This window comes from Arthrobacter jinronghuae (assembly GCF_025244825.1).
Taxonomy (GTDB): Bacteria; Actinomycetota; Actinomycetes; order Actinomycetales; family Micrococcaceae; genus Arthrobacter_B; species Arthrobacter_B jinronghuae.
In genome coordinates this window covers 428,987-455,626 of sequence record NZ_CP104263.1, presented here as the reverse complement: position 1 = coordinate 455,626, position 26,640 = coordinate 428,987, and the positions used below count along the sequence as shown (strand labels likewise).

Annotated in this window: 31 protein-coding genes and 1 tRNA gene; 3 read left to right on the top strand and 29 right to left on the bottom strand. The window is 66.3% G+C overall.

Going from position 1 to position 26,640, the window contains the following annotated elements; translation table 11 throughout:
* The first annotated feature begins 63 nt into the window (after positions 1-63).
* The 3 genes from N2K98_RS02250 to N2K98_RS02240 all read left to right on the top strand — a co-directional run bounded on the left by N2K98_RS02250 (position 64) and on the right by N2K98_RS02240 (position 2,414).
* On the top strand, positions 64-1,629 hold the full coding sequence (locus N2K98_RS02250) for an alpha/beta hydrolase (protein ID WP_255866278.1): 1,566 nt from the start codon (positions 64-66) through the stop codon (positions 1,627-1,629).
* A 143-nt stretch (positions 1,630-1,772) separates the two neighbouring features.
* Positions 1,773-1,845, top strand: a tRNA-Thr gene (locus N2K98_RS02245).
* 242 nt (positions 1,846-2,087) lie between these two features.
* Complete coding sequence (locus N2K98_RS02240) at positions 2,088-2,414, top strand: hypothetical protein (protein ID WP_255866279.1); 327 nt, start codon at positions 2,088-2,090, stop codon at positions 2,412-2,414.
* Positions 2,415-2,601: 187 nt separating this feature from the next.
* Here the strand turns inward: N2K98_RS02240 and csrA are convergent, their stop codons facing one another.
* The 29 genes from csrA to N2K98_RS02095 form a co-directional block, all read right to left on the bottom strand.
* Positions 2,602-2,868, bottom strand: coding sequence for a carbon storage regulator CsrA (gene csrA / locus N2K98_RS02235; RefSeq protein ID WP_255798874.1), 267 nt, complete (start codon positions 2,866-2,868; stop codon positions 2,602-2,604).
* 83 nt (positions 2,869-2,951) lie between these two features.
* Positions 2,952-4,010: a hypothetical protein gene (locus tag N2K98_RS02230; RefSeq protein ID WP_255798873.1), complete on the bottom strand. Its 1,059-nt coding sequence runs from the start codon at positions 4,008-4,010 to the stop codon at positions 2,952-2,954.
* Positions 3,991-6,048: a flagellar biosynthesis protein FlhA gene (locus N2K98_RS02225; RefSeq protein WP_255866280.1), complete on the bottom strand. Its 2,058-nt coding sequence runs from the start codon at positions 6,046-6,048 to the stop codon at positions 3,991-3,993. The genes N2K98_RS02230 and N2K98_RS02225 overlap by 20 nt, the downstream gene beginning before the upstream one ends.
* Positions 6,045-7,172, bottom strand: a complete 1,128-nt coding sequence (locus N2K98_RS02220) for an EscU/YscU/HrcU family type III secretion system export apparatus switch protein (protein WP_255866281.1) — start codon at positions 7,170-7,172, stop codon at positions 6,045-6,047. Before N2K98_RS02220 ends, N2K98_RS02225 begins: the two co-directional genes overlap by 4 nt.
* The gene (locus tag N2K98_RS02215) at positions 7,173-7,931 is read right to left on the bottom strand and encodes a flagellar biosynthetic protein FliR (RefSeq protein WP_255798870.1); all 759 of its coding nucleotides are present in this window, start codon (positions 7,929-7,931) and stop codon (positions 7,173-7,175) included.
* Positions 7,932-8,207, bottom strand: a complete 276-nt coding sequence (gene fliQ / locus N2K98_RS02210) for a flagellar biosynthesis protein FliQ (RefSeq protein ID WP_227923818.1) — start codon at positions 8,205-8,207, stop codon at positions 7,932-7,934. It lies immediately after the preceding gene.
* On the bottom strand, positions 8,207-9,058 hold the full coding sequence (gene fliP, locus N2K98_RS02205) for a flagellar type III secretion system pore protein FliP (protein ID WP_255798869.1): 852 nt from the start codon (positions 9,056-9,058) through the stop codon (positions 8,207-8,209). The genes fliQ and fliP overlap by 1 nt, the downstream gene beginning before the upstream one ends.
* Positions 9,055-9,561 carry a flagellar biosynthetic protein FliO gene (gene fliO / locus N2K98_RS02200; protein WP_255866282.1) on the bottom strand — a complete coding sequence of 169 codons (507 nt, stop codon included), beginning with the start codon at positions 9,559-9,561 and terminating at the stop codon, positions 9,055-9,057. Before fliO ends, fliP begins: the two co-directional genes overlap by 4 nt.
* Positions 9,561-10,262: a flagellar motor switch protein FliN gene (gene fliN / locus N2K98_RS02195; protein ID WP_255798867.1), complete on the bottom strand. Its 702-nt coding sequence runs from the start codon at positions 10,260-10,262 to the stop codon at positions 9,561-9,563. The genes fliO and fliN overlap by 1 nt, the downstream gene beginning before the upstream one ends.
* A 3-nt stretch (positions 10,263-10,265) precedes the next feature.
* Complete coding sequence (locus N2K98_RS02190) at positions 10,266-11,135, bottom strand: flagellar motor switch protein FliM (protein WP_255798866.1); 870 nt, start codon at positions 11,133-11,135, stop codon at positions 10,266-10,268.
* 74 nt (positions 11,136-11,209) lie between these two features.
* A complete protein-coding gene (locus N2K98_RS02185; protein ID WP_255798865.1) occupies positions 11,210-12,022 on the bottom strand; it encodes an OmpA/MotB family protein in 813 nt (270 codons plus the stop codon).
* Positions 12,019-12,840: a motility protein A gene (locus tag N2K98_RS02180; RefSeq protein WP_255866283.1), complete on the bottom strand. Its 822-nt coding sequence runs from the start codon at positions 12,838-12,840 to the stop codon at positions 12,019-12,021. Before N2K98_RS02180 ends, N2K98_RS02185 begins: the two co-directional genes overlap by 4 nt.
* The gene (locus tag N2K98_RS02175; protein WP_255798863.1) at positions 12,840-13,145 is read right to left on the bottom strand and encodes a flagellar FlbD family protein; all 306 of its coding nucleotides are present in this window, start codon (positions 13,143-13,145) and stop codon (positions 12,840-12,842) included. Before N2K98_RS02175 ends, N2K98_RS02180 begins: the two co-directional genes overlap by 1 nt.
* 174 nt (positions 13,146-13,319) lie before the next feature.
* Complete coding sequence (locus N2K98_RS02170) at positions 13,320-14,486, bottom strand: flagellar hook protein FlgE (RefSeq protein ID WP_255866284.1); 1,167 nt, start codon at positions 14,484-14,486, stop codon at positions 13,320-13,322.
* 40 nt (positions 14,487-14,526) lie between these two features.
* Positions 14,527-14,988: a flagellar hook capping FlgD N-terminal domain-containing protein gene (locus N2K98_RS02165; RefSeq protein ID WP_255866285.1), complete on the bottom strand. Its 462-nt coding sequence runs from the start codon at positions 14,986-14,988 to the stop codon at positions 14,527-14,529.
* Positions 14,989-15,004: 16 nt separating this feature from the next.
* Positions 15,005-16,483: a flagellar hook-length control protein FliK gene (locus N2K98_RS02160; RefSeq protein WP_255866286.1), complete on the bottom strand. Its 1,479-nt coding sequence runs from the start codon at positions 16,481-16,483 to the stop codon at positions 15,005-15,007.
* Complete coding sequence (locus N2K98_RS02155; protein ID WP_255866287.1) at positions 16,480-17,151, bottom strand: C40 family peptidase; 672 nt, start codon at positions 17,149-17,151, stop codon at positions 16,480-16,482. Before N2K98_RS02155 ends, N2K98_RS02160 begins: the two co-directional genes overlap by 4 nt.
* On the bottom strand, positions 17,151-17,588 hold the full coding sequence (locus N2K98_RS02150; RefSeq protein ID WP_255798858.1) for a flagellar FliJ family protein: 438 nt from the start codon (positions 17,586-17,588) through the stop codon (positions 17,151-17,153). Before N2K98_RS02150 ends, N2K98_RS02155 begins: the two co-directional genes overlap by 1 nt.
* Positions 17,588-18,919 carry a FliI/YscN family ATPase gene (locus N2K98_RS02145; RefSeq protein WP_255866288.1) on the bottom strand — a complete coding sequence of 444 codons (1,332 nt, stop codon included), beginning with the start codon at positions 18,917-18,919 and terminating at the stop codon, positions 17,588-17,590. Before N2K98_RS02145 ends, N2K98_RS02150 begins: the two co-directional genes overlap by 1 nt.
* Positions 18,916-19,527 (bottom strand): FliH/SctL family protein, encoded by a 612-nt coding sequence (locus N2K98_RS02140; protein WP_255866289.1) that lies wholly within the window; start codon positions 19,525-19,527, stop codon positions 18,916-18,918. The genes N2K98_RS02145 and N2K98_RS02140 overlap by 4 nt, the downstream gene beginning before the upstream one ends.
* A complete protein-coding gene (gene fliG / locus N2K98_RS02135; protein ID WP_255866290.1) occupies positions 19,517-20,620 on the bottom strand; it encodes a flagellar motor switch protein FliG in 1,104 nt (367 codons plus the stop codon). Before fliG ends, N2K98_RS02140 begins: the two co-directional genes overlap by 11 nt.
* Entirely contained in the window at positions 20,617-22,200 is a 1,584-nt protein-coding gene (gene fliF / locus N2K98_RS02130; RefSeq protein ID WP_308219842.1) for a flagellar basal-body MS-ring/collar protein FliF, read from the bottom strand. Before fliF ends, fliG begins: the two co-directional genes overlap by 4 nt.
* Before the next feature lie 11 nt (positions 22,201-22,211).
* Positions 22,212-22,466 carry a flagellar hook-basal body complex protein FliE gene (fliE, locus tag N2K98_RS02125; protein WP_407079890.1) on the bottom strand — a complete coding sequence of 85 codons (255 nt, stop codon included), beginning with the start codon at positions 22,464-22,466 and terminating at the stop codon, positions 22,212-22,214.
* A 50-nt stretch (positions 22,467-22,516) separates the two neighbouring features.
* On the bottom strand, positions 22,517-22,909 hold the full coding sequence (gene flgC, locus N2K98_RS02120; RefSeq protein ID WP_229952921.1) for a flagellar basal body rod protein FlgC: 393 nt from the start codon (positions 22,907-22,909) through the stop codon (positions 22,517-22,519).
* The gene (locus N2K98_RS02115; RefSeq protein ID WP_229952922.1) at positions 22,909-23,250 is read right to left on the bottom strand and encodes a flagellar basal body rod protein FlgB; all 342 of its coding nucleotides are present in this window, start codon (positions 23,248-23,250) and stop codon (positions 22,909-22,911) included. Before N2K98_RS02115 ends, flgC begins: the two co-directional genes overlap by 1 nt.
* A gap of 184 nt (positions 23,251-23,434) precedes the next feature.
* Positions 23,435-23,779, bottom strand: a complete 345-nt coding sequence (locus N2K98_RS02110) for a hypothetical protein (protein ID WP_255798852.1) — start codon at positions 23,777-23,779, stop codon at positions 23,435-23,437.
* A complete protein-coding gene (gene fliS / locus N2K98_RS02105; protein WP_308219843.1) occupies positions 23,769-24,206 on the bottom strand; it encodes a flagellar export chaperone FliS in 438 nt (145 codons plus the stop codon). The genes N2K98_RS02110 and fliS overlap by 11 nt, the downstream gene beginning before the upstream one ends.
* Before the next feature lie 2 nt (positions 24,207-24,208).
* The gene (gene fliD, locus N2K98_RS02100; protein ID WP_255866294.1) at positions 24,209-25,540 is read right to left on the bottom strand and encodes a flagellar filament capping protein FliD; all 1,332 of its coding nucleotides are present in this window, start codon (positions 25,538-25,540) and stop codon (positions 24,209-24,211) included.
* Between the two features lie 156 nt (positions 25,541-25,696).
* Positions 25,697-26,590, bottom strand: a complete 894-nt coding sequence (locus N2K98_RS02095) for a flagellin N-terminal helical domain-containing protein (RefSeq protein ID WP_255866295.1) — start codon at positions 26,588-26,590, stop codon at positions 25,697-25,699.
* Positions 26,591-26,640 lie beyond the last annotated feature (50 nt).

Genomic DNA, 26,640 nt, shown 5'->3' with positions numbered 1-26,640 from the left:
CAGTTATCCACCGCATTCCGCCAGCCCGGCTGGTCCGCGTACCCAGCCGCTTCAGGAGTAAGAATGACCACCGCCACTGCCCGCCGTCGTTTCCCGCGGCTGGCCGCCGCCGCCGCCTCGGTGGTGCTGCTGGCGGCTTCCACTGCCTGCACAGGGGACTCCGAACCTCGCGCCGAAGGCACCGGCGGCGGGAACTCCGCCACCACCGCACCGGCGGACGTGATCGGCGACGTGCCCGAGGACCTGCAGGAGTTCTACAGCCAGACGGTCACCTGGTCGGAGTGCGAAGTGAACTTCCGCTGCGCCACCATTACGGTCCCGATGAACTATGCAGACCCGGACGCGGGGACGGTGGAATTGTCCGCCATCCTGGCCGACGCCGATGGGGAGGCCAAGGGCACCATCCTGATCAACCCGGGCGGTCCGGGCGGATCCGGTTACGACGTGGTCAGCCAGTCGCTGGAAAACATCACCAGTGACCGGTTGCGGGAGAACTTCAACATCCTCGGGTTCGACCCGCGCGGCGTCGGCCGGTCCACCCCGGTGAAGTGCCTGAGCGACAAGGAAATGGATGACGCCCGCGCCGAATACATCGACCCGAGCACACCCGAAGGCCTCACCGCCTCGCGGTTGAGCGCCAAGGAATTCGCCGATGCGTGCGCAGAGGAAACCGGCGAGCTGCTTGGGTTTGTCGACACGGCCAGCGCTGCCCGGGACATGGACATCCTCCGGGCCATTGCCGGGGACGAAAAGCTGAACTACCTGGGCTTCTCCTACGGCACCTACCTCGGCGCCACCTATGCCGAACTCTTCCCCGACAAGACGGGGCGGCTGGTGCTCGACGGAGCCCTGGACCCTGCGTCCAGCAACGAGGAAGTCACGCTCGGCCAGGCGGCCGCGTTTGAAAAGGCCATCCGCGCCTACGTCGAGGACTGCGTGACCGGCAGCAACTGCCCGCTTGAAGGCAGCGTCGACGAGGGCATCGCTACAATCCGGGAGCTGCTGGCCTCCGTCGAGGCGAGTCCGATGACGGCGGCCGACGGGCGGGTAGTCACCATCTCCACCTTTGTCAGCGGATTCATTCTTCCGCTCTACGACGACGGCAACTGGCCGGTGCTCTCGCAGGCCCTCGATACTGCCCTGCAGGGCGACCCGACCTATATGCTCCGTCTGGCCGACATCAGTGCCGACCGTGCCCAAGACGGCACATACCGGTCCAACACCACCGTGGCTTTCAACGCGGTCAACTGCCTGGATTACCCCATGACCACTGATGATGCGCAGATGGCCGCCGACGCCCTGGAACTGCAGGCGGCGTCCCCCACCATCGGCAAGTACCTCGCCTACGGCGGGGTCACCTGCGAGGCCTGGCCGCACGGACCGGTGAATGAACCGCACGCCATCACGGCCGCCGGCGCGGCGGACCTCCTGGTGATCGGAACCACCGGCGATCCCGCCACCCCTTATGAATGGTCCGAGGCACTGGCTGCACAGCTGGAATCCGCGGTACTGGTCACATGGGAAGGGGAAGGACATACCGCTTACGGGCGCGGAAGCCAGTGCATCGAAGACACAGTGGACGACTATTTCGTGGACGGAACGGTGCCGAAGGAGAACAAGGTCTGCTGATCCGCAGGGTCCGGGCGGATCCGCCCGGACCCTGGTACCGCTCACCGAATCACCCCGGCATCCACCGCCATTTTGACCCGCACCCCCGGGACGTATAAAGTAGTTCCTTGTGGATTCTGCCCGGTAACGGACAGCTGAAGCCCGCCTCCTTAGCTCAGTTGGTAGAGCGTCTCACTCGTAATGAGAAGGTCGCCAGTTCGATTCTGGCAGGAGGCTCCGTTTTCCCAGAACGCCCCCGGTACCTTGTGCCGGGGGCGTTCTGCTTTCTGTCCACGACACAAGGTACCGGGGGCGCCGCTGGAGGCCTCCGGCAGCAGCCGCGCAGGTCCAGTTGCGGAAACGCTGCGCATAAATTCCGGCTTCCTTGCGGACGACTTTAGGGTTTCCCGCTGGCCGCGGCCGTATCCTCGGGACATGAAACCGCACCGGCAGGACGCCGGCGGGACGAGGGGATAACCATGGACGCAGCATTGACGGGGCTCACCACCCGCCGCTACACGCCGGTCCAGCGCGATAACTTCATTGCCCCGCTCTGCGCCGAGTGCAACCGCCGGATGATCCCGAACTGGGTGGAGGACCGGAGCCGGTGGATCATCAACGGCTTCCGTTACCCCGGTGTCCGGTGCAGCACGCACGAGCGCCGCGTCCTTCCCGAGTATTTCGGGCTGTCCCAGCCCGCTCCCGTCCCGAACCTGCGGCGGGACACCGCAACGTCTGCCCGGCGCCCCAAAGCCGGCAGCCGGTTCCTGGGGTTGGGTGCCAAACGCGCACAGCGCAGCGCCTAACCGCCGGCCCCTTGATACGCCCGGCCGTCCCGGGCAACAGACCAGGAACCCTCGTCGTTTTCCCCAAGAAACGGCGGGGGTTTCTGCTGTCCGGGGTGCCGGGAAAATGTGCTCAGCGCGATGGGATGTGGAACCGTCCGGCTCAGCAGAGACCGGGGCAACAGGTAACGGGGTAGGGCCAACCCGGTTAGGAAGCGGGCTTGTCGCCTTCCGGCGGTAGTGCCCTGCCTGCCAGCAGCGCCTTGATGCGGTCCTCGGCATCCGGCAAGGCGGCGGCACTGGCGGCCACATTGGCCTCTTCCACTGCGCGCAGCACCTCGTGGCGCTGGATCTTGACCCCGCGGGGGGCATCGATGCCGATGCGTACGCCGTCGCCGCGTGAATCCAAAACGGTAATGACGATGTCATCCCCGATCAGGATCTGCTCCCCGGACTTGCGTGTTAGCACCAGCATCCGCCCACTCTACCCCAAGCCGGGGCCGTTCCCTCCGACGCCGGGGAACGGTTCAGCCCGGCAGGTTTGCCGGGATCCGGAACTCAGAGCACCGGAGTCGGCGAGGGTTCGCCGTCGAGCCAGCCGATGGGCAGACCCAGCGCGTTCACGGACTGCGGCGTGCCGGTGGTGTCGATGCCTTCGACGGCGGCGGCATCCACCACGACTGCGGACCGCACCGCCCCGACCCAGGATGCGGTGTCCTCCGGTTTCCGGCCGGCGTCGACCGCCACCCAGACCTGATCGGCCGCCAACGCCGAGATCAGCGTGGAATGCCGGCCCATTTCGGTACCGGACCTCCCCAGCCCGTAGGCAAGGAAGATGCTGTGCCCGGCCATAACACCGGCTGCACGTGCAGTTGCCACCGCACGCCGGTCCGCTGCCCGGCCGACGCCGTCGGTCTCCAGCACACCGGCCACGCGGACGGCTGCGGCACCCGCGCCGGAGAAGTCGGCCATGGAGCTGCACACCTCGAGTGCGTCGTCGCCCAGGCCGACCACCATCACCAGGTCGCCGGCCCCGCCGAGCGGCGCAGGAGCCATCGGCACGGCATTGCGCTGGCCCGGCTCCGCGCCCTGGTTTATCCAGCCGGAGCCGACCGGGCTGGGCGGCACCTGGCTTCCCGCATTCGGCGGCTGCTTTTCCTGCAGGCCGGGGGCAAAGGCCGGAGCCGGAGCGTGTGCAGGGGTGCCGGTGCTTGCCGCGAGGGTTTCCATCAGTTCGGCGAACGCATGGGACCCCGTGGAGACGGACGGAGCGGGCTGCGGAGCCGGGGCCGGGGCCGGGGCAACGTCCACGGGAACGGACGGAATGATGGTGGGGTGCAGGTTGGATTCGGCCCGCTCCGCCTCTTCAAGGAGCGCGGAAATACCTGTCCGGCCGGAGTCCGTGCGGCTCGGCAGGTCCGGTTCCACCGGCGCCCGGCGCCGGCCGCTGGGCGGCAGCTCCACGGTCACCTCGTAATGCTGGCGGGACAGGAACCCGCCGATCCCGCCCACGGTTACCTTTTCCGCCGCAATTATCCGTGCCCGCGGGCCGTGTTCGGCCAGTACCTGGGCTTTTAGCGCGTCAAGCGACGGCCCCTCAAGCTGAAATCGTCTCACTTCCACGCACCACCCCTACGGTCTCGATACCGACATTACCCGCTGTCGCTTCTTGGTAGGACAGTACCGGCAGGCCGCCGGTCTGTGCGGACACCAGCCGCCGGATGGCGGGGCGCAGGGCCGGCGCGCAGACCAGCACCGGGTTGAATCCGGCGTTCTCGGCGCCCGCCACTGCAGTCTTCAGCGACGCCAGCACGGTATCGACCCTCGCGGGGTCAAGCAGGATCTGGGTGCCCTGGTCGGAGGGACGCAGCGCTTCGAGCATGGACTGCTCCAGCGCCGGATCGATCATGATCACCCGCAGGACGCCGTCGGCGATGTACTGCGCGGCCAGCGCCGGCCCCAGTGCGGTCCGCGCCGTCTCGATGAGCCCCTCCGGGTCCGCGGAAACCTTGGCCCGCAGCAGCAGGGACTCGTAGATCCGCGGCAGGTCGTTGATGGGTATCTGCTCGGCGAGCAGGCCCTGGAGCACCCGCTGCACTTCGGCAAGGGACAGCACGTTGGGGATCAGTTCCTCGACGGCTGACGGGTTGACCAGCTTGACCCCCTCGGTCAGCACCCGGACGTCTTCGCGGGTGAGCAGCCGGGCGGCGTTGGCGGTGATGACCGCGGAGAGGTGCGTGACCAGCACCGACACACGGTCGATCACGGTTGCCCCGGACATTTCCGCCGCGTGCTGCATTTCCGCCGGAACCCACTTGCCGGCCAGGCCGAATACGGGTTCAACGGTGGCGGTGCCCGGCAGCCCGTCCAGATAGTCCCCCAGGGCAAGGATCTTGCCCGCAGGGGCGTCCCCGCGGCCGGCTTCCACACCGGCGATCCGGATGACGTAGGTGGACAACGGCAGGTCGACGCTGTCGCGCGTGCGTACCGGGGGCACCACGATGCCCAGCTCCATGGCGATCTTGCGGCGCAGTGCCCGCACCCGTGCCAGGAGATCGTCGGAGCCACCGGTGACTATGTCCACCAGATCCGGGGCCAGCAGGATTTCCAGCGCATGGACGCGCATCTGCTCAATCAGGTCCTCCGTGGTCTCGGAGGTGGCGGGCGCGTCCAGCGCCGCCTGAGCGGAGTCTTTCTCGGCCTGTTCACTGGCTTCCTTGGTCTTGATTTTCTGCGCAATGAAAATCAGCAGGGCACCGATGGCGATGAAATAGAGTTTCGGCATGCCGGGGATCAGCGCCATCACGATGGCCGCGCCGCCCGCAATCATCAGGGCGTTCCGGGACTGGCCCAGCTGCGCGCCGGCCGTGGTCCCCATGTCCGCCTCGGCATTGGACCGGGTGACAATCATGCCGGTGGAGACCGCCATCAGCAGGGCCGGGATCTGGGTGACCAGTCCGTCGCCGATGGTCAGCAGGCTGTAGGTGCTCACTGCTTCGCCGGCGGCCATGCCGCGCTGGATCATGCCGATGGCGATGCCGCCGATGAGGTTGATGATGATGATGATCAGCCCGGCAATCGCGTCACCCTTGACGAACTTCGACGCGCCGTCCATGGCACCGTAGAAGTCCGCTTCCGCGGAGACCTCGGCCCGGCGTTCCCGGGCCTGGGTATCGGTGATCAAACCGGCATTGAGGTCCGCGTCGATGGCCATCTGCTTGCCCGGCATGGCGTCCAGGGTGAACCGCGCCCCGACTTCGGCGACGCGTTCGGCACCCTTTGTGACCACCACGAACTGGATGACTACCAGGATCAGGAAGATCACCGCGCCGATGATCAGCGAACCGCTTACGGCTACGTGCCCGAACGCTTCGATCACCTGCCCGGCGTACCCCTCCCCCAGCACCAGCCGGGTGGAGGCCACGTTCAGGCCCAGCCGGAACAGGGTGGCGACCAGGAGCAGGGAGGGGAACACCGAGAAGTCCAGCGGCTTGCGCACGAACATGGTGGTCAGCAGGATCACCAGTGCCAGCAGGATGTTGATGATGATCAGCACGTCCAGCAGCCCGGCGGGGATGGGGACCACCAGCAGCAGGATGATGCCGATGACCCCGACGGGGACGGCGAGTTTCAGGAGGTTGCGGTTGCGGTTCACGACGCGGCCTTACGGTGTTGTGGGGTGGTGACGGGTTCGGGCGGTGCGGCTGCCATGGTGTGCATGCCCCGGGCGGCGCCGCGCCGCTTCAGGGCCATAACGAAGGCCAGGACTCGGGCCACGGCGTTGTAGAGTTCCGGGGGAATTTCCGCGTTCAGTTCGCAGGCGCTGTGCAGGGCACGGGCCAGCGGAATGTCGGAGACCATGGGGACGCCCTGCTTTTCGGCCTCTTCACGGATCCGGGTGGCAATGTTGTCCGCCCCCTTCGCCACGACCCGCGGCGCGGACTTGCCCGGCTCGTATTTCAGGGCGACGGCCACGTGGGTGGGGTTCACGAGGACGACGTCGGCGTCCGCCACGGCGGCGATCATCCGGTTCCGGCTCATGGCCAGCTGCCGGGACCGGCGCTGCGACTTGACCAGCGGATCGCCGTCGCTGTTCTTGTTCTCGTCCTTGACTTCCTTCTTGGTCATGCGGGTTCGTTTCCGGTTGCGCTTCATAACCACGAAGATGTCCGCCGCGGCGAGGATCAGGCCCGCGGCGACGGCTGCCTGCAGCAGTAACGCAGTACCGCCTCCCGCGGCTTCCAGGACGGCGGAGATCGGCAGGCCGCCGGCGGACATCAGCACCGGCATCAGTTGCTGGATCACTGCGTACAGGACCAGTCCCACTACGGCGGTCTTGAGCAGGGATTTGGCACCGTTCCACAGGGCCTGGGTGCCAAAGACGCGTTTGACGCCGGTGATCACATTGAACTGTTCGAACTTGCCCTTGAATTTCTTCATGTGGATACCGCCCTGGACGGCGGCGGTCATCAGGACGACGGCGGCAACAACGCCCAGCAGCGGACCAAGGATGAAGGCAAGGGTGCCCAGGCCCTCGTTCATCTGGGTCAGGGCGAACTCGGGATCGGGGTTGGCGATGGTGGTGGCGACGCCGGCCAGGATTTCGCCGGCGGCTTCGGTGCCCCGGGAGATGGTCAAGGGCATCATCAGGGCGGCCGTGCCTACGCCCACCCAGGCGGTGAGGTCCTCGGAGCGGGAAAGCTGGCCCTTGGAACGGACCTCCTTCATCCGTTTTTCGGTGGCCTGCTCGGTCCGCTCCCCTGAGGGCTGTTCCGGCATTTATCCCACCCCCGTCAGCGCGCGCTCAATGGTGGAGACCAGCCCGGAGACGATGCGGGGCAGGGCCAGGAAGACAACTGAAGCCAGGGACAGCGTCAGCAGGATCTTCAGCGGGAAGCCGAGGGCGAAGGCGTTCAGGGCCGGGGCCACGCGGGTGAGCAGGCCCAGCCCGGCGTCGGCCAGGAACAGGACCACCAGCAGCGGTCCGGCAATCTGCACCGAGGCCAGGAACATCTGCGATACCGCGGCGGTCAGGGCGGACGCGGGTTCGGACAGGTCCAGTCCCCCCGTCAGCGGCAGCGCGGTGAAGCTGCGCAGCAGCCCGCCGATGATCAACTGGTACCCGTCTGAAGCGAAGAGCAGCGCCAGGGCGGTGATCTGGAAGATGCGCGTGAACTGGGCGCCGTTGACCATGGACTGCGGATCGAAGGCCTGGGCCAGCTGGAAGCCGCCGAAGGTATCGATCAGGTTGCCGGCGGACTGCACGGCGGAGAAAACCACCATCACCAGGAATCCCAGCACGGCACCCACCAGCAGCTCCATCACGATGGCCATGAAGAACGCGCCGGTGCTCAGGGAGTTGTACCCCTCGCTTACCTGCGGGGCGATGGCCAGACCCAGTCCGAGACCGAGCATGGCTTTGATCCGTGCCGGAAACGCGTTGTAGGAGAACGGCGGCGCAATGATGAGGAAGGCCACCATCCGCACCGAGGCCAGCAGGAACGCCTCGATCCAGTCCTGGTCAAGGGTGATGTTCATCTAGCCGCCGCCGAGCAGGGACGGGATCCTCTGGAACATCTCGTGGGTGAAGGACACGATTTCCGAAATCATCCAGTGTCCGCACACAAGCAGGGCGAGGGCCACGGCAAGGGCCTTGGGCACGAACGAAAGCGTGACTTCCTGGATCTGGGTGATGGACTGCAGCAGCGAAATGGCGAACCCCACCACGAGGGCGGTGATCAGCACCGGGGCCGAAAGCTTGGCCGCAACCCAGAGCCCCTGCATGGCGATGTCCAGGACGGCGTTTGTATCCACTAGGTGCCGCCCTGGTAACTGTTGACCAAGGACGTAATGATCAGTCCCCAGCCGTCCACGAGGATGAACAGCAGGATCTTGAACGGCAGCGAGATCATTACCGGCGGGAGCATCATCATGCCCATGGACATCAGCGCTGCGGACACCACCAGGTCAATGACGAGGAACGGCACGAAAATCACGAATCCGATGATGAACGCCGCCCGCAGCTCCGAAATCATGAACGCCGGAATCAGGGTGGTCAGCGGAACGGACTCGGGGCTTTCGGGGTTCTCCTGCCCGGCCGCGCGGGTCATCAGTGCGATGTCCTCTTCGCGGGTGTGGGCAAGCATGAACTGCTGCAGCGGCGCGGTCCCGGTGTCCAGGGCGGCGTCGAAGTTGAGTTCCCCGTTGAGGTAGGGCTGCACGGCGATCGTGTTAATTTCGCTGATCACCGGCGCCATGATGAACAGTGAGAGGAACAGCGCCAGCCCGGCCAGGACCTGGTTGGGCGGGATCGAGGGCAGCGACAGGGCGTTGCGGGTCATGGCCAGCACCACGAAGATTTTCGTGAAGGAGCTGAGCATCAGCAGCAGCGACGGCGCCACCGAAAGCAGGGTGATGCCGATGAGCGTGGTCACCGCCGTGGAGGGCCCGCCGTCCTGGCCGTTGATATCGATGCTCAGCCCGCCGCCGTCGTCCGGCTCCGTGGGAGCAGTGGGGTCCGCGGGCGCACCCGGCGCAGCCGGATCGAACGTGGTGGCGTGCCCGGCTGCAGCCCCCAGCAGGAGCAGGGCAGCCACGGCGAAGAACAGGGCTGCGGCCAGGGTAAGCGCGTGGCGCGCCCTGCGCACGTCGACGGCGGCGCTCATAGTCTGCGTCCCCGGCGCAGTACCGCGCCGGCCTGGCGCCAGGTTTCGGGGGCAAGGATGGATCCGGCCAGCGCCGACTTGGCGGGCACCGGGTGTGCGGAGGGAAGGGCATGTGCCCCACGCGCCGCGCGGCGCGGCGGCAGTCCTGAGGGGTCGGCGGCGTTGCCGCCCTCCGGGAAGGAACCGGCGGAATGCTGGGCGGCTTCCAGCGAGGCGGCGAACCCGGTTGCGGGCACCGGTTCGGATTCCGGGGGAACCTCTGTGGTGTGCAGCAGGTTTACCGATCCTTCGGCCACCCCGAGCAGGAGGCGCTGTCCGCCGGTTTCCACCACGACCAGCGAGGCCTTGGGGGTCAACGGCTGGCGGCTGACCACGCGCACGGCGGGTTGGTTCGCGCCGGCAGAACCGAGTGTGCGGCTGAAGCGGCGCTGCAGGAACCACAGGAGTCCGAGTACGGCGCCCAGTGCAACCAGGACACGGAGTCCCAGAAACAGGGTTTCCACTAATTGAGCCCCTCGACCACGTCCAGGATTTTGGTGATCCGCACGGCGTAGTCCTGGTCGATGACCACAACTTCGCCGTTGGCGATGAGCCGGCCGTTCAGCAGGATGTCTGCGGGGGCGCCGGCGGACCGGTCCAGCTCCACCACCCGGCCGGGCTCGAGGTTCAGGACGTCGCGGACGGACATGCGGGTGTGCCCGATTTCCACGGTCAGCGCCATCTCGATGTTGTTGATGCGGCCCATCTTGCCGACGATCGAGGGGTCGGCGTGGCCGCCGGAGGGGCCGGGGGTGTCCCGCAGGCGGATGGCGAACCACCCGGCGGTGCCCTCAGGGGAGCGCAGTTCGAAGACGACGCTGTCCGGATCGGCGAAGAGGGCGGCGGCGTCCTCGGTGCGGGCCTCGCCGAGCACGCCGACGCCCAGGGTGGCACTTGCTGCTTCGAGCGAGGGACGCAGCACGTCCGCGGCCGAAACGAGCGCGGAGTCGGTGCCGGCGACGTCGGCCAGCGGCGATGAACTGTCCAGGATCAGGGCGAGGTCCGCCGATTCGGTGCCCACGAAGGATGCGGTGACCGCCGTCGCGGTGTGCGACGCCGGTACGCCTGCCCCGTTATGCGGGATCGGTTCCAGGACAAGGGGGGTGGGCAGGCCGCGCACCAGGGCGGAAACGGCGTCGGCGTGCAGGCTGTGGGGGCTGGACATGGGTTACTTCTCCTCGATACTGACGATGCTGCCGGCAAGGCGTGACCCGCTGGCTCCTACTGCTGCCTGTGCCATCGTCTGTCCGTCAACGGTGACGTTCAGCGGGCGGTGGCGGGGGTGGCCCAGATTCAGGACGTCCCCCACGGCAAGGTTCAAGACCATGGCGGGCTTCACCGTGATGGGCTCCAGCTGCAGGCACACCTTCACGGGCACGTGTGCAAGCTGCAGCTGGACAAGTTCGGCCGGCGTGGCATTGCTGGTCTGGGCGCCCAGCGGGTCCAGCTGCGGCAACAGGGCGGCGGCCGGGATGGCCACGGTGGCGGGAGCGGTGGTTTCACCGACCACCATCTCGAAAGTGGCCACGATCATGGGGTCGCCGGAGGCCGCTGCCTGGGCGAACTGCGAGTTGTACTGGACCGAGGACAGCGTCAACGGGGCCGAGAGCAGGTGGCCGAGGGAGTAGTGCAGGTCCTCCACGGCGTCGTCCATGATCTTGCCCAGCAGTGCCTGTTCGATATGCGTGAATTTGCGCTCCGGCGCGGTCTGGAAGCCGGTTCCGCCGAGCATGTGTCCAACCCAGGACAGTGCTGCGGCCATGGGGAACTGGATGACGGCCTTGGCGGAGGTGGTGGAGATGTTGAAAAGCACCATGCCGGTGTTGTCCGGCAGCGCCGCGGCGTACTCGTCGTAGCTCAGCACCTGCACGTCTTCCGAGGTGACCTGCGAAAGCACCCGCACCTTGGCGGTAAGCTGCGTGCCCCACTGGCGGGCGAAGGTATCGAAGGCCATTTCCAGGACACGTGCGTGCTCACGGGCCAGCGTAGTGGGCCTGCTGAAGTCGTAAACCTCCACGGGCTTTGTTTTCGCGGGCATGCTTAAGGAAGGTGAATCTTGGACCATCACACCCCGCACTATCGGCACTTGGACCGGCTGCGTAAGAAAAGCCGTTAGGTGCCTGCTGCGGCTTCGCGCTCGGCCACGATCCCGGGGATGAGCGCGCGGACGTCTTCGCTTTGTCCGGACAGGACCACTATGTCCACCCGCCGGTTCTGGGCGAGTTCGGCGGCGTCCCTGCCGGGGGTCAGGGGGCGGGACTCGCCGTAACCCACCGCCTTCATGTGGTCCTGCTTCACTCCCCCGCCGGAGACGAGGTAACGCAGCACGTTCACCGAACGGGACGAGGACAGTTCCCAATCCAACGCGTCGTCGGCGTACTGGCGGACCTGGGCAGTGTGGCCTTCCACCGAGACCTGGTAGGTGGTCGGCGCGAGTGCGGGACCTACGGTGTCCAGCACCTGGACGGCCGCGTCAGTGAGGTCGGCCAGGTCCGGGGCGAAGAACATTTCCGAGCTGACCAGCCGGATGGTCAGGCCGCGCTCATCCATTTCGAAGCGCACGGCGTCTTCCAGGCCCTTTTCCTGCAGGCCCGCGTAAATGGCGTCCTGGAGCGCCGTGAGATCGTCGACTTCCTTGGCGGCCAGGGCGGCGTCGGGCTCAACGGTCTCTTCGCTGTCTACCTTGTCCGGCGGCACGATGATGCCGACGGCGGTGTCCACCGTGTTGCTCTCCTCGGCGCCGAAACCGGTGGCCAGGGATTCCTTGAGCTGCTCGAACTTCTTCGCATCCACAGTCGACATGGCGAACAGGACAATGAACATGCACATCAGCACGGTGACCATGTCCATGTAGGAGGCCATCCAGCGTTCGTCCGGGTGATCGTCCTCCTCGTGCTGTTTCGGACGCCGGCCCTTGGCGCTCACGCTGCGTCCTGGACCTTGTCTGCGGCGTCGGCCTTGTCGGCCTTATCTGCCTTGTCCGCTTTGCCACCCAATGTGTGGGCCGGGACCATCGCGCGCAGCCGTTCCCCGAGCAGGCGCGGCTGGCTGCCGGCCTGCAGGGCCAGGACACCTTCCATCAGGAGGTTCATTTCATCCGCTTCGAGCTCCGCCAGCCGCTTGAGCCGGGTGCTGATGGGCAGCCAGATGAAGTTGGCCGAAAGCAGGCCCCACAGGGTGGCCACAAAGGCAGTGGCGATCATGGGTCCCAGGTGGTCCGGGGTGGAGAGGTTCTCCAGGACGTGGGTCAGCGAAACAACGGTGCCGATGATGCCGATGGTGGGACCGTAACCGCCCAAGCTGTTGAAGAACTTCACCGCAATCTTGTCGGTGGCGGTCTTGGTGGCGATTTCGTCTTCGAGCAGTATGCGCAGTTCCTCGCCGTCGGTGCCGTCGGCGATGTTCTGCAGGGCCGTGCGCAGGAACGGGTCCTCGACCTCCGCGGCGTCCTGCTCAAGGGACAGGAGGCCTTCGCTGCGGGCCTTTTCCGCCAGCAGGACCACCCGGTCAATGGTCTCCTGCGGCCGGGGGGTCTTGCCCATGAAGGCCCGGGGCAGGGACTTGAAGGACAGGATGAAGTCCTTGAAGGTTCCGCCCGCCAGGCCCACGGCAATGGTGGCACCGAATACGAGGATCATCGGCGCCGGCAGCAGGAGCGCGGATACATGGGCACCTTCGAGGGTGATCATGGCGTAAAGCGACCCGAAGGCGAGGACTAAGCCGATAATTGTTGCTGGATCCATTAGTCGTTCCTAGGGCGAAGGGGCACTGCATTGCTGGGGGAAGCTTTCTCCGGGGCTGCCGGGAAAGCGTCGGGCACGAGCCCCAGGGGGCGCCCGGGAACGCGCGGAGGGATGTCGCGTGCCATGGAAATCACCTGCGCCCGGTAGGCCGCAATGCGGTCAATAACTTCCTGCAGGCTCTCCGTCACGATGTATTTCGCGCCGTCGACCATCACCAGAGTGGTGTCGGGGTTGGAGTGGATCCGTTCGATCAGATCAGGGTTGATCGCGAACTGAGCATCGTTGAGACGCGTAAGAACAATCATTGCCCTGTCCTGGCTGGTTCCACAGGACTCCGATAGGCCCTCACCCCTACTTTCGGCCGTTGCGGCCCCGTCGTTAGGAACGGGCGGCACCGGACGTTGCTTTCCGGGGGCGCAGGACGGCAAAACGGCCCCGCCGGCAGCTGCTGCAGGCGGGGCCGTTCGGTGCAGAAGAGGCTAACGCTTGAGGTTGGTCAGTTCCTGCAGCACTTCGTCCGAGGTGGTGATGATTCGGGCGTTGGCCTGGAAGCCGCGCTGGGCGACGATCAGGTTGGTGAATTCCTGGGACAGGTCCACGTTGGACATTTCAAGCATGCCGCTGCCGATGCCGCCGGCGCCGGCCTCGCCGGGGCCGGCGATGACGGGATTGCCGGAGTTCGCCGTAGCGGTGTAGCTGGAGTTGCCGGTCTTCTCCAGGCCGGCCGAGTTGGTGAAGGTGGCGACGGCGATGCGGGCCAGGGCCTGCTTTGCACCGTTGGTGAAGGAACCGATCACCGTGCCGTCCTTGCCGATGGAGAAGGACTCCAGTATGCCCGCACTGCGGCCGTTGCTGGTGACGGAGGCCGTGCTGACGCCGGCGTAGCTGGAGAGCCCGGCGAGGTTCACGGCCACGCCGTCCACGGTGATGGTGTCAGCGTTGGCGTCGGCCTGGGCGCCGTCGGAAAAGGTAAGGTCCACGGGTCCCGCGTCCTTCGCGCTAACGCTCCAGCCGCCTGCGGTACGGGTGAAGGTCAGGGGAACCACTGAGGGGTTGCCGTTGGCATCGTAGACGTCCATGTCGCGCACAACAGTGCCGCCTTCCGGGGTCTCCGAGGGCAGGTTTCCGGTCATGGTTGCCGCGTTGGTAGCCGCTGCCGGGACGATGGCGCCGTCGGGCAGGGCAATGTTGCCCACTGCACCACCGGTGTTCAAGGTGCCGTCCGCGTTGGCAGTCCAGCCCTGGACAATGCCGCCGTCTGTTGACACCAGGCGGCCCTCGCCGTCCACGTTGAACGCGCCGGCGCGGGTGTAGGTGGAGGTGGCGCCCTGGCGGGTGATGAAGTAACCCTCGCCGTTGATTATCAGGTCCTCGGCCCGGCCGGTGGCCTGCGCGGAACCCTGCGTGAAGTTGGTGGTGATGCCGGAAACCAGGACGCCGAGGCCCACCTGTGCCGGGTTGCCGCCGCCGTTGTTGGCGCCGGGCGCGGTGGCGCCCTGGGTCAGCTGGGACAGGGTGTCCTGGAACTGGACGGCGGTGGCCTTGTAGCCCGTGGTGTTGACGTTGGCGATGTTGTTGCCGGTGACGTCGAGCATGGTCTGGTGCGAGCGGAGTCCGGAGATACCGGAGTAAAGGGAGCGAAGCATTGGTGGCGCCTTTCAGCTTTGGTGGTGCCGGGAGGGAGGGTTATGCGGTTGCTGCGGGTGCTTTGGGTGCGTCGGGGGTTTGATCTGCTGCCCCGTCGACGACGCCGGAGATTCGATCCAGCAGGACGTCCTCGCCGTTGATGTTGACGGTCGGGACGCCGGCGGCGTACGAGACCGATTTGGCGGTTCCGGTGATGGCCACGCCGTCGTCGTTGGTATAGGTGACGGTCTGGCCGATGAGCGCAGCGGCGGCAATACGCATCTGCAGGGAGAAATTCTCTTCGTCCATCTTTGCCATGGAGGTGAGCTGTTCCATGGATGCCAGCTCGGTGGTCTGCGAGATCATCTGGTTGGTGTCCATGGGCGAGCTGGGGTCCTGGTTGCGCAGCTGGGTGACCAGCAGGTGCATAAAGACCTCGCTGTCCATGGTCTGTTTGGGCGTGCGGTCGGACGCGGCGGCAGTGCTGGTGCCGGCGGTTGCCACTACTGCTTCGATAGGCACAGGGTGGTCTCCTCTTCTAGGCCAGGAAGTCGATGGTTGATGCCGACGCGGGGAATCCCGGCCGGTAAGTGCGTGGAGCCGGGTCCGCCGGTATCCGCTCGGGATTGGCCGGGTTCTGCGTTGCAGGGCCCGGTTCCGTTCCCCGGTCCCGGCGTTCAGTCCCCGCGCCCGGGGCGTCCTGGGCGGAGAGCGAAAGGTTCGCGTTCATTCCCGAGCCGGCAAGGTCCCTGCGCAGGTCCGTCATGAGTGTCCGCAGCGCTTCGCGGCCGGCCTCGGACGGGGCAAAGAGCTCGATCCGCACGCCGTCGGCACCCACGTGGGCCCGAACGGTGACCGGTCCAAGATTGTCCGGGGTGATGCTCAGCGTCATCACGTGCTCCCCCTGCTGGGCCGTTGCCAGGGAAAACAGCGGCTGGGACACCTGTGGCAGCAGCGGGGTTGCTACGGGTGCGGCCGCCGGTGCCGCAGGCAGAACGGTAGCTCCGGAGACAGCCGCCTGGGGCTGCAGCGGGGACAGTGCCACAGCCGGCCCAACGGCCGGGGGTTCTGCCGCGCCCGTGGAAACCGGTACGGCGGTTCCGGCAGTGTCGGCGGTTCCGGCGGAGGGCAATGCGGCGGCGAATGCCGCCGCATTTGTTCCTGCACCGGATACCGGCACGGAGCCGGGAACCACTGTATTGCCTGGTGTCCCGATCGAGGTGTTCGACGCCGCTGCGGCGCCGCCCGTTGCCGCAACCACCGGCGCGGCGGGACTTGCTTGAACTGTGCCTGCGGGGACGGCGTTCGCCGGTGCTGCTGCCGGGGCGGCCGTGACTGCGGTGCCGGGCAAACGGCTTTCTCCGGGCACCGCGTTTGCCTCACCGGAGGTGGGGACGGCGGAAGCCTTCGGGGTACCGGCACCTGCCGCGTTCCGCGGAACTGCTGTAGCTGCTGCCCCGGTGACGACGACGGCCGTGCCGGCGGCAGCGGCGAAGCTGCCCGGGGTGGAGGCGGGGGCTGCGGCGGCCGTGCCCGTCGCACTCGACGACGTGGCTCCCCCGACAGGAATGCCGTCAACAGCTGCGGAACCGTTGGCTCCGCCACCGGTCGGGACTGCTGCCGGAAGGGAAGCACCCGCAAAGCCGCCAAAAGCCGTTGTCGGAGAGGGAGCCAGCGACTGCACCGATGATCCGGACACGGGCAAGGCGGGTGCAGGCTGCAGCGGGGAAACCGCGGCGCCCTCGCCGGCCTGGGACACGCCGGCAGAGTCTGCAGGGGCTGTTGCGGCGGCGGGTCCCTTTTGCTCCGACGCGGCAGCAGCTTTTCCGACGTCGGGGCCGGAATCGGGCCTCGAGGCGGCTCTGCTCGAGGTAGCTCGGTCGGAGGCGGCAAGGGCATCCTCAAACGTGGACCCGAATTGGTCCGCACCAACGCCGGCAGGGGCGGACCCCGGGGCAGCGGTCCGGGATGAGGCGGCGGGGGCGGCCGTGCGCGGCATGCCGGTGGAGACGCTCATGCTGCCGATCCCATCATGGCCGCCTGCGCAGCGCGGGCGGAAGCCACCAGGTCGGAGATTCCGGCGGCACTGGCAGCGCCGGCGCTACCAGCGGCACCGGCGGATTCCGTCGGCAGGATGCGGCGGATGGTGGTGAGGTTGGCATCGGTTTCCCACGCGTCGCGGATGGCGATGGTCTGGCCCGGCTGCGGCGCGTCCACTGCCTTTCCGTTGCCCAGGTAAATGGCAACGTGTCCGCCGTCGTGGCTGAAGAGCAGGTCCCCGGGCTGTGCGTCGGCCATGGAAGCGACCTCGGTCCCCGAGTTCATCTGGTCCCAGGTGACGCGCGGAAGGTTGTAGCCCAGATCCTTGTAGACGTTCTGCACGAAGGAAGAACAATCCAGTCCCTGCGCCGGATCGTTGCCGCCCCAGACGTAGGGCAGGCCAAGGTATTTCTGGACGGCATCGAGCACCTTGCCGTCCGCGGCCGTGCCGCCGGAGGCGGCGGTGTCCGTGCCCACCGACGCCGCGGAAGTCAGCGAGGACAGGGTGGAAGCGAACTCCGCATCGGACCCGGCCGTCGAGGCCGTGGAAGTGGCGGCGGCCGCCTTTGCGGCTGTTGTTCCGGAGAGCTGGCTCAGCGTGCTTCGGATTTCGTCGATCCGCCCCAGGGCGTCCGTCATGCTCATTAGTGGGCTTCCTTCTGCCGGCGGTGCCAGGCGGAGCCGGCGAGTTCGTCCAGGATGGTTTGTTCGGCGCGCAGGTCCTCGGCGGCTTCGGCCTCGACGAACTTACCTTCAAGCTTTTCCAGGCCCACGGAGCGGGCACGTGCGGATGAGAATTCGGCGCGGGCCGCCTCCACTTCCGCGGTATGGCGCGTGCCCAGCGCGTTCAGATCGGCGAGCATGCTGCGCGAGGAGGCACGGGCGGCCGCAATCGCGTTCATGGTTGCCGCATCCACAGCATCGCTGAGGGTCTGCGAGGTTTCGAGGGCGTTGTAGGCCTCGGCACGGGCTTCGTGTGTTTCCCGCATGCGGACATTGGCCGCAGCGAGTTCGCCTGCGGCGCGGTCCTGCTGCAGCTGGCGCAGTCGAAGCAGGCCGGCCAGGGGGAAGGCCCGGGACATCAGGACACCCCCAGCATCCGGGTGAGAGTGTGCAGCTGCGCCCAAGCGGTCTCCGCCGGGGTCTGTTCGTCCATGCGCTGCTGCAGGAAGGCGTTGATGGCGTCCTGGTTGTCTACTGCCGCGTCCACCAGGGGATTGGATCCGCGTTGGTAGGCGCCGACGTCGAGCAGGTCCTGCGCCGCCTTCCGCGCAGCCATGACCCGGCGCAGCGTTGACGCAGCATCGCTGCGTTCGCGCGGGTTTACCCGGGAGGCAACGCGGGAAATGGAAGCAAGTGCGTCAATTGACGGGAAGTGGCCGGAGACGGCCAGCTTACGGTCCAGGACTACGTGTCCGTCGAGGATGGATCGCGCGCTGTCGGCGATGGGCTCGTTGTGGTCATCGCCGTCCACGAGCACGGTGTACATGCCGGTGACGGAACCGCGTTCGCCGGTGCCGGCGCGCTCGAGCAGCTGCGCAAGCAGGGAGAAGGTGGAGGGCGGGTAGCCGCGGGTGGCCGGTGGTTCGCCAACTGACAATCCGATTTCACGCTGGGCCATGGCCACACGGGTCAGGGAATCCATCATCAGCATGACGTCGGCACCGCGGTCACGGAAGGATTCGGCAATCCGGGTGGCCACAAACGCGGCACGCAGGCGCATGAGCGCAGGTTCGTCCGATGTCGAGACCACCACGATGGACCGTGCCAGGCCCTCGGCGCCCAGGTCGTCTTCGAGGAACTCGCGGACTTCACGGCCGCGCTCCCCTACCAGGGCGATCACGGACACTTCCGCGTCGGTGCCGCGGGCAATCATGGACAGCAGCGAGGACTTGCCGACGCCGGAGCCGGCGAACAGGCCCATGCGCTGGCCGCGCCCGACGGTGGTGAGGGTGTCCATTGCACGGACGCCGAGCTGCAACGGGGTATTGATGCGGGTGCGCAGCATGGCGGACGGGGTTTCGTGGTCCAGCGGGACAAAGGCCTCAACCTGCAGCGGACCCTTGCCGTCGATGGGGCGGCCGAGGCCGTCCAGCACCCGGCCGAACAGGCCGGTGCCGGTGGGGACCAGCAGCGGTGTGCCCTTGGAGCGTGCCGGAGTTCCGGCGGTCAGGCCGGTGAGCCGGCCGAAGGGCATGCAGCGGATGCCCTCACGGGTGGCTGCCACCACTTCGGCGTCCACCTCGGATCCGGGGTGTCCGATGGACACCAGTTCGCCCACGCCGCAGTCAAGGCCGGCGATTTCAATGCTCAGGCCCAGGACGGAGGACACCCGGCCAATGCGCTGCGGTGCGGCGGAGCGCAGGGCTGCCGTGAAACGGTCGGCGCGGGGGCGCCACGTGGTGGTGGTCATGAGTCCTCCCCCAGCAGTGCGCTGCGGGCACGCTCGACGGCGGAACTCAGCGAGGCGTCCAGGTAGCCGTCCGGGAACTCGGTGACGGCGTCGCCCCGCTGCAGGCCGGCGTCGCCCACAAACTCCACCCGGGCGCGGCGGAGCGTGTCTTCATCCAGGGACGCGAGGTCCACCGGATGCATGCGGACGCGCTGCACCAGGTCGGTGTCCACGCCTTCCAGGGCACGGGCCAGCGCTGAGCGGCCGGACGTGTCGCCGGAAGCGAGTTCCCGGCCCAGCAGCGCTTCGGCCAGATCTATTGCTGCAGCGGCCAGTGCGTCCTGGACGTCGGTGATCAGGGCGACGGTGCGGCCTTCGAGGCTGAAGACAGCGGAGTTAAGGGCGGAAAGGCTCCGGTTGATGCGTTCCTGGCCGCGGCGCATTTCGTCGTCGTACTGCTCCCGCAGGGTGCGGCGCAGCAGGTCGGTGTCCGCCGCGGCGGCCCGAAGGCCGGCGGCGTAGCCGGCTGCGTGGCCGCGGGCTTCCACCTGCGCGTTGAGCTGTGCTTCGTCCGTGGCGCCGAGTGAGGTGTAGACCAGGCGGGAGAACGTCTGCTCGTCAGTAGACATATTCTTCCTCGTCCGCGTGGTGCACCTCGATGATGCCCTGGGCTTCCATTTCACGGATGGCCCGGACAATGTTGGCGCGTGCCTCTTCCACCTGCGAGAGGCGGGCGGGGCCGGAAACCTTGATTTCGTCGTCGAGCAGTTCGCGGTTGCGTTCGGAGACGTTGGTGCGGATCGCGTCCAGCACCGCCTCGGAGGCGCCCTTCATGGCGAGGGCCAGGGTGCCGACGTCGATGCCGCGCAGCACCAGCTGCACGTCCCGGCGTTCGAGCTTGACCAGGTCGCCGAAGGTAAGCATCCGGGAGCGGACTTCTTCGGCCAGCTCCGGATCACGTTCTTCGAGCGCTTCGAGCAGCGCACGTTCGGTGACTGCGTCGGAGCGGTTGATGATGTCCACCAGGGGCTGCACGCCGCCGATCGCGTCGGTTGCCTCGCGGGCGGCGCCCAGCGCCGAGGCACGTGCCCGCAGCGTTTCGGCGACCACGCGCACGGCTTCCGGGGTGGCGCGGGCCATGGTGGCAATGGCCTGTGCGACGTCGGTGCGCAGCTCTGAATTCAGACCGGTCAGAACAGCGGAGGCACGCTGGGGACGCATATGCGCCAGCACCAGGGCAATGGTCTGCGGCAGTTCACCGTCCAACAGTGAAATCACCTGGTTGGGCTCGGCGGTTTCGAGGAATTCGAAGGACTTGCCCGCCATCGATGAGGCAAGGCGTTCCATCACGCCGGAGGCGCGCTCCACACCGAAGGACGCTTCGAGCAGTCCCATGGCGACGTCGCGGCCGCCGTGGGCGCGGCGGCGGCCCTCAATGGTCATTTCGTAGAACTCGTTGATGGCGTCCTCGGCCACGGCAGAGTCAACCCGGCGAAGCCGGACAATCTCGGCCGCGATGGCCTGCGCCTCGGCCTCGGTGAACTGCTGCATAACCACCGCGGCCCGGGAGGTTTCCAGCTGCATCAAAATGATGGCAGCCTTCTGGGTGCCGGTCAGCTCGTCCGATCCCGGATCCTCCAGGGCGGCGCTCAGGGCGAGGGAGGACCCGTTGGCGGCAGCGGCAAAGGGCAGTCCGGCCGGGGCAGTGGCAACGTCGGTCATGCTCGGGTGTCCTCCATGAGGTTGCGCAGGTAGTCAGCGGTGCGTACCGGGTCCTGTGCTGCCAGGGCATCAAGTTCGGCCCGCTTGCGGTCCTGGTCCACGGCAGCAGCAACAATCTGCATGGAGGCGGTGTCCGTGGAGACGAGCGGCGCGGGTTCGCTCAGCATGGTGAGGCCCGCGGCCGGCGCCAGTGGATCCAGCTCCGGCAGTTCACCAATGTCGATGGCTTCGCGGTTCTGCCTGCGGGAGCGCATGGCGTACGCGACCAGGGCCAGGATGACCAGCAGGACGATGCCGGCCACGATGATTCCCATCTGGAGCATCTGGGCGCGGCGTTCGGCTTCTTCTTCTGCCTGCGCGCCGGCCAGGGCGTCCTGCGCACTGGTAGCGCCGTCCGCGTTGAAGGAGACCATTTCGACCGTGATCTCGTCTCCGCGCTCTGCGTTGATGCCGGCGGCGGTGGCGACCAGGGCTTCCAGGTCTGCCACGTTCAATCCGGCGGCCGCGTTGGTGTTCAGTGCCACCGAGACCGTCTGGCGGTTCAGGGAACCGGCCGGGATGTCCCGGGTTTCGGTCACCTTGTTCACCGCGTTGTTCTTGGTGCTCGTCTCGGAGCGGAAGGCACCGTCGTCGCTTCCTCCGTTGGGCACGGCGATGTTGTCCGGGCCCAGGATGCCTGCGGCGCTGCCGTTGGCACCGCCGGTGTATTCCTCGGTGCTGGTGGCTTCGTTCAGCGCCGGCGTATCCTCCGGGGCGGTGAAGGATTCTTCCACCCGGTTGGCGGATTCATAGTTCATGTCCGCGGCCACGGCCACTGTGGCGTTGCCGGGACCCACCACGCGGTCCAGCATGGTCTGCACGGAAGCGGTGACCCGTTCCTCGTAATCGGTGGCCTGCTTGTCAGCCGAACCGGTAGTGCCGGTTCCGACTGCGGAAAGCACGGTGCCGGTGGCATCGATAACGGCCACGTCGGTGGACTGCATGCCGTCAACCGAGGCTGAGGTCAGGTGCACAATGGCGGAGACCTGGTCCGAGCTGAGCGTGGTCCCGTTCTGCGTTTCCACGAACACGGAGGCGGTGGGATCTGCCTTTTCGGAGACAAACACGGTGTCTTCGGGGATGGCCAGCTGCACGGAGGCGTTCTTCACGCCGTCGATGGCACCTACGGTCTTGGCAATCTCGCCTTCCAAGGCCCGCTTGTAGGTTACGGACTGCTGGAATTCCGAGGAGGTGACTCCCATTTCGTCCAGCAGCGAGTAGCCGCCGCTGGATTCGGACGGCAGGCCGGCACCGGCGGCCTTGAGCCGCTGGTCGTACACGTGCTCCTCCGGCACCATGATGGTGCCGCCGCCGTTGGCAACCTCGTAGGGAACGCCGTCTGTCTTGAGCTGTTCCACGATGCTGTTGGCGTCCGTGGCTTCGAGGCCGGAGAACAGCGGGGTGTAGGCCGGCTTGGTCAGCCAGGAAGCAAGCAGTGCAATGCCGAGGGCCACCACGGCGATACCGATAATGGCGATGGTCTTCTGTGCCAGGGTGAACTGGCCTACCGTCTTGCCCAGCCGGCCGGTCATTGCGCTCATGGGTCCGGGCATCAGGCCTGCATCCGCATGATCTCGTTGAACGCGTCAACGCCCTTGTTCCGCACTCCGGCGACAAGTTCGAGGGTGACGGAGGCCCGGGTGGACGCGATGGTGGCTGCATGGATGTCATCCAGGTCGCCGGTCACGGCCTGCACGGCGAGTGTCTTGGACGTGGCCTGCAGTTCAGTGACGTTGTCCACGGCTCCGGTGAGCTGCGTGGCAAAGGAGGAACCGTCAGTGGAGACGGCAGGCTTTACGGCTTCCATGTACCCCGTCGGCGTGGTGCTGCTGACTGCAGCGATGGCGGGAACGGGCATTAGGAGCGTCCAATCTGCAGTGCTGCTTCGTATGTGCTCTTGGCACGGTCAACCACGGCGGCATTTGCTTCGTAGCCGCGCTGGGCAAGGATCAGGTTGCCCATCTGTTCCGACAGGTCAATGTCCGGGTAACGGACGTAGCCTTCGGCATCGGCCAGGGCGTGGTCCGGCTGGTAGACCATCCGGCCCTCGGCGTCGCCGTACTCCACGCCTGTGACGTGGACTCCGGTGCCTTCCCGGCCTTCCTGGGCTACGACGTAGCGGGCCTGGAAAGCAGCACCGTCGGTGCTGGAGACATTGTTGGCGTTGGCCAGGTTGTCGGAAACTGCATCCAGCCACTTGCGGTGCGTGGTGAGTCCGGTTGCGGCAATGCCGATGGCATCGAAAGTCATTAGTTGGTCCTCAATGCCGTGCGGAGGGAATTGGCTTCTCCGCCAACGGCTTGGGTGGCGAACTGGTAGCGCAGCACAGTGTCGATATTGGACAGTGTTTCGGTGTCCAGGTTGACGTTGCTGCCGTCCAGGCGGGTGGGTTCAAGTGAACGCGAGGTGGTGGCGGCGACTGCTCCGTTGCCGGCTTTCACCGACTTAGCGAGGGCGTCTTCGAAAGAAACGCGCTGGGCCTGGTAGCCGGGGGTATTCACATTCGCAATATTGTTTGCGATGGTCCGCTGACGGAGGGCAAGACCGTCCAGGGCGCTTTGCAGCGCAATGGAGGAGACGGAATCGAACACAGTGAAACCCAGTTCTCGCTAAAGGGACAGTGCGGCCGATCCGTGGCCTCTTTCATGAGCTATCCGTGCTCATTAATAGTTATCGGCCGAATTAACGAGTACGTAAGCTGTAATCACGTAATTTTTTGGTTTTCCGCAAGTATGCGGTATGGAAAAAGTAAGCAGTCTTCCGATTAAGCTGCTTTTAGCCATCAACTTCGAGATAAACGGCCGACGCCGCCGGGCCAGGGACACTGCGAATCAGCAGGGACTGCTTCCGGTTGGTCCGCGACTCGCTGCGCAGCTGGGCGTATGCCCGGGTCTGCGCCTTGGCCAGCAGCCGGGCACGGGTAAGGAGCTCCGCGGGGAGCGGGCCGAGTTCCGCCGGCGGTTCCCAGTCGGCCGCCACGTCGCGAGCCTGTTGCGTCAGGGACTGTCCTTCCAGGAAGGACTCCAGGTTGTCTTCGAGCTGCGTGAGGACAGTTTCCCAGAGCACAATATTGGCCAGCTCTTCGTCGCTGCGGTAGGGCTCTGCCGATTCAGCCGACACCGAGTACCCCTCCGGGTATACCGGCAGCGGCAGGCGTTGCGCCGGCGGCAGGGAGCTGGCCCGCCGCTTCATGCCAGGCCACCCGGAGCGGCTCCAGCAGGTCGATGCATTCGCGGGTCTGCTGCGCGTTCCGGCCCACGTTGGCACTCACCAGGGTGGAGAGCGAGTAGGCGTAGATCGCTTGCAGATTCTCCGCGCCGTCCCACACGTCTGTCTTCAGGGTGCCCAGCAGCTCGGTGATGATGGCCTGAGCGTGGATCAGGTTCTCGGATGCCACGGCCCAGTCTGCCTGCTGCTGCGCGGTTTCCGCACGGGTCAGGTCCAGCAGGAGGCGGTCATAAAGCATGGTCAGCAGGCGGGCCGGGGAGGCCGACATTACCGCGTTGCGGGCGTATTCGGCCCGTTTGGCGGCCATTGAGTAGTTCACGTTCACTTCTTACTCGAGGAGGCGGAGAAGGAATCCAGCTGGGAGGTGAGCCAGTCCATTTGGCTGTTGAGCTTGCCGAGCGTGACTTCCAGGGTGGACCAGGTCCGGGACAGCGTGGCCTGCCGGGATGACAGCCGGCGGTCCCAGTCCGCAATCTGCGTGTTCAGGGACCGGACTTCGCTCTCCTGGCCCTTGATCCGCAGGGTGATGCTGCCCTCGTACTTGTCCGAGATGTCCTTGCCGGCGGTCTCTACCCGGGAGGCGATGGTCTGCAGGGCGGCCTGGGTTTTTTCCGGGTCGGCCTTCAGGGCGGCGGCGAACTTGTCGGCGTTGAACTCCACCGTGCCGTCCTTGGTGATGATGATGCCGATTTCCGACGGCGACCGTCCGTCCACCGGGGACGTGGCGGCGCGCATGATCGTGTCCTTGAGCGCCCGCACCCCCGAGTCTCCGGTGAACTGGCCGCCGGTGGCCTTGGTGGTGCCGTCGGCGGTGGACACGCTGACCGCGGAGTTTCGGTTGATGTAGCTGAAGACGTCCACCAGGCCGGCCACGAGCTTCGCGGCGACATCGGTGACGGCCTTTTCGTCACGGTTCACGCTGACGGTAACCGGGGCGGCGGAGACTTCCTTGACCGAGACATCGACCCCGGGGAGCAGATCCGCGAAGGTGTTGGTGGCGGACGTGATGAGAGTTTCCGCACCGGCAACCCCGGCCCACAGGGTGACCTGCGCATCCTGGGCGGGCCGGATATTGCCAAGGTCAGTGCCGTTGTGCGAGATGCTGAACGCACCCTCGCTGCCCGTGGCCGTGGCGGTGAACTGCATACGGTACTGCGCTACGCCGTCGACGCTGCCGGCAGCGATCTTCACGGCAGTGATGCCGAGGTTGGCCTTATTGACCGTGTTGATCACCTCGTCCAGGCTCTTGCCCGCGGTGTCGAATTCGGTAATGGTGCCGTCCGCCGAGATGGACAGGGCGTCGCCGTTCGGCCACGCCGCCATGGCTCCGGAGAGGGACACCTGGGCAGTGGCGAGCCGGTCCACGCGGATGTCCAGGGCACCTGCGGCGGCACCCGGTTTAGTCACGACGGTGACTTTGTCCGAGGATGCGGTCGCAGAGTAGAGATCGGTTCCGGCGGGCTTGGCGACCTTGCCGGCGGTCTCCGCCAGGGAGGCGATCTTGGCATTGAGGTTCTGCAGGGCGGTGACGAAGGTCTGGCTGGAGCTGACTTTTTGCTTCAGCATTGCCTGCGGGCGGGCTTCCACCGCCATCAGCTGGGCAATCATGGCCGTGGTGTCGGTACCGGTGGTGATGCCGTCTATGCCTGCCATGCCTGCTCCTTCTGCTTTTGTGCTGCGCTGATCGGGCCGGGCCCGGACATGGGAACGGCAGGTACTGGGCTGACGGCGGAGGCTGTGAGGTCCAAGTCATCTGCCTCCGCCGCCAGCGGCCATTTACCTGCCGGTGTTACTGGTGGTGCTTATTTACTACTGCAGGAGCTGCATCACGCCGCTGTTCATCTGGTTGGCCTGGGCCAGCATTGCGGTGCCGGCCTGGGACAGGATCTGCGAGCGGGTGAAGCTTGCCATTTCCACAGCCATGTCCGTATCGGTGATGCGGGACTTGGCAGCGGAGAGGTTCTCGATGGAAACATTCAGGGACTTCGTGACCGATTCCAGCCGGTTCTGGGAAGCACCCAGCTCCGAGCGTGCGGTGGAGATGGTCTTGATGTCCTCATCGAGAGCCGCGATGGTTTCCAGTGCCTTGGCGGCGCTGACGAAGCCACCGGTTGCGGCAGTTTCACCTTCGGCAGGGGTGCCGGCAAGATCTGTTACAGCCTTGCCGATTGCCGCAACGTCAACCAGGTTCACATCGATCTGATCGTTGCCCGCCACCCCGCCGGCACCGATCTGGAAGGTCAGCTTCGTGGGCACTGCATCGCCGCCAGCCGCAGGAGCCTTCGAATTCAACAGGTCGATACCGTTGAAGTTCGTCGAGTTGCCGATGCGGGTCAACTCTTCACCCAGCGCCTTGACCTCAGTGGAGATCGCTGCACGGGAGTCCGCGTTGTTGGAATCGTTACCGGCCTGGACAGCCAGATCACGGACGCGGTTCAGGATGGAGTGAACCTCGGTCAGGGCACCTTCAGCGGTCTGGATAACGCTGATGCCGTCCTGGGCGTTGCGGGCGGCAACAGTCATGCCGCTGACCTGGTTCTTCAGGCCTTCCGAGATGGCCAGGCCGGCTGCGTCATCGGCAGCACGGTTGATGCGCAGGCCGCTGGAAAGCTTCTCCAGGGACTTGGCCTGTGCATTCTGGTTCATGTTCAGGTTGCGGTAGGCGTTGGTTGCCGCGGTGTTGGTGTTGATTGTGAAACCCATGATGTATTCCTCCGTGAGTGGGCTGTGTTCGCAGGCCCATCCATGGGCCT

What these genes read in the sequence shown, in the direction of transcription:
- N2K98_RS02250 (WP_255866278.1), top strand. Translation starts at nt 64, where the DNA reads ATGACCACCGCCACTGCCCGCCGTCGTTTCCCGCGGCTGGCCGCCGCC.
- N2K98_RS02240 (WP_255866279.1), top strand. Translation starts at nt 2,088, where the DNA reads ATGGACGCAGCATTGACGGGGCTCACCACCCGCCGCTACACGCCGGTC.
- csrA (WP_255798874.1), bottom strand. Translation starts at nt 2,868, where the DNA reads ATGCTGGTGCTAACACGCAAGTCCGGGGAGCAGATCCTGATCGGGGAT.
- N2K98_RS02220 (WP_255866281.1), bottom strand. Translation starts at nt 7,172, where the DNA reads ATGCCGGAACAGCCCTCAGGGGAGCGGACCGAGCAGGCCACCGAAAAA.
- N2K98_RS02215 (WP_255798870.1), bottom strand. Translation starts at nt 7,931, where the DNA reads ATGAACATCACCCTTGACCAGGACTGGATCGAGGCGTTCCTGCTGGCC.
- fliP (WP_255798869.1), bottom strand. Translation starts at nt 9,058, where the DNA reads ATGAGCGCCGCCGTCGACGTGCGCAGGGCGCGCCACGCGCTTACCCTG.
- fliN (WP_255798867.1), bottom strand. Translation starts at nt 10,262, where the DNA reads ATGTCCAGCCCCCACAGCCTGCACGCCGACGCCGTTTCCGCCCTGGTG.
- N2K98_RS02190 (WP_255798866.1), bottom strand. Translation starts at nt 11,135, where the DNA reads ATGCCCGCGAAAACAAAGCCCGTGGAGGTTTACGACTTCAGCAGGCCC.
- N2K98_RS02180 (WP_255866283.1), bottom strand. Translation starts at nt 12,840, where the DNA reads ATGGATCCAGCAACAATTATCGGCTTAGTCCTCGCCTTCGGGTCGCTT.
- N2K98_RS02175 (WP_255798863.1), bottom strand. Translation starts at nt 13,145, where the DNA reads ATGATTGTTCTTACGCGTCTCAACGATGCTCAGTTCGCGATCAACCCT.
- N2K98_RS02170 (WP_255866284.1), bottom strand. Translation starts at nt 14,486, where the DNA reads ATGCTTCGCTCCCTTTACTCCGGTATCTCCGGACTCCGCTCGCACCAG.
- N2K98_RS02160 (WP_255866286.1), bottom strand. Translation starts at nt 16,483, where the DNA reads ATGAGCGTCTCCACCGGCATGCCGCGCACGGCCGCCCCCGCCGCCTCA.
- N2K98_RS02155 (WP_255866287.1), bottom strand. Translation starts at nt 17,151, where the DNA reads ATGAGCATGACGGACGCCCTGGGGCGGATCGACGAAATCCGAAGCACG.
- N2K98_RS02150 (WP_255798858.1), bottom strand. Translation starts at nt 17,588, where the DNA reads ATGTCCCGGGCCTTCCCCCTGGCCGGCCTGCTTCGACTGCGCCAGCTG.
- N2K98_RS02145 (WP_255866288.1), bottom strand. Translation starts at nt 18,919, where the DNA reads ATGACCACCACCACGTGGCGCCCCCGCGCCGACCGTTTCACGGCAGCC.
- N2K98_RS02140 (WP_255866289.1), bottom strand. Translation starts at nt 19,527, where the DNA reads ATGTCTACTGACGAGCAGACGTTCTCCCGCCTGGTCTACACCTCACTC.
- fliG (WP_255866290.1), bottom strand. Translation starts at nt 20,620, where the DNA reads ATGACCGACGTTGCCACTGCCCCGGCCGGACTGCCCTTTGCCGCTGCC.
- fliF (WP_308219842.1), bottom strand. Translation starts at nt 22,200, where the DNA reads ATGAGCGCAATGACCGGCCGGCTGGGCAAGACGGTAGGCCAGTTCACC.
- fliE (WP_407079890.1), bottom strand. Translation starts at nt 22,466, where the DNA reads ATGGAAGCCGTAAAGCCTGCCGTCTCCACTGACGGTTCCTCCTTTGCC.
- flgC (WP_229952921.1), bottom strand. Translation starts at nt 22,909, where the DNA reads ATGACTTTCGATGCCATCGGCATTGCCGCAACCGGACTCACCACGCAC.
- fliD (WP_255866294.1), bottom strand. Translation starts at nt 25,540, where the DNA reads ATGGCAGGCATAGACGGCATCACCACCGGTACCGACACCACGGCCATG.
- N2K98_RS02095 (WP_255866295.1), bottom strand. Translation starts at nt 26,590, where the DNA reads ATGGGTTTCACAATCAACACCAACACCGCGGCAACCAACGCCTACCGC.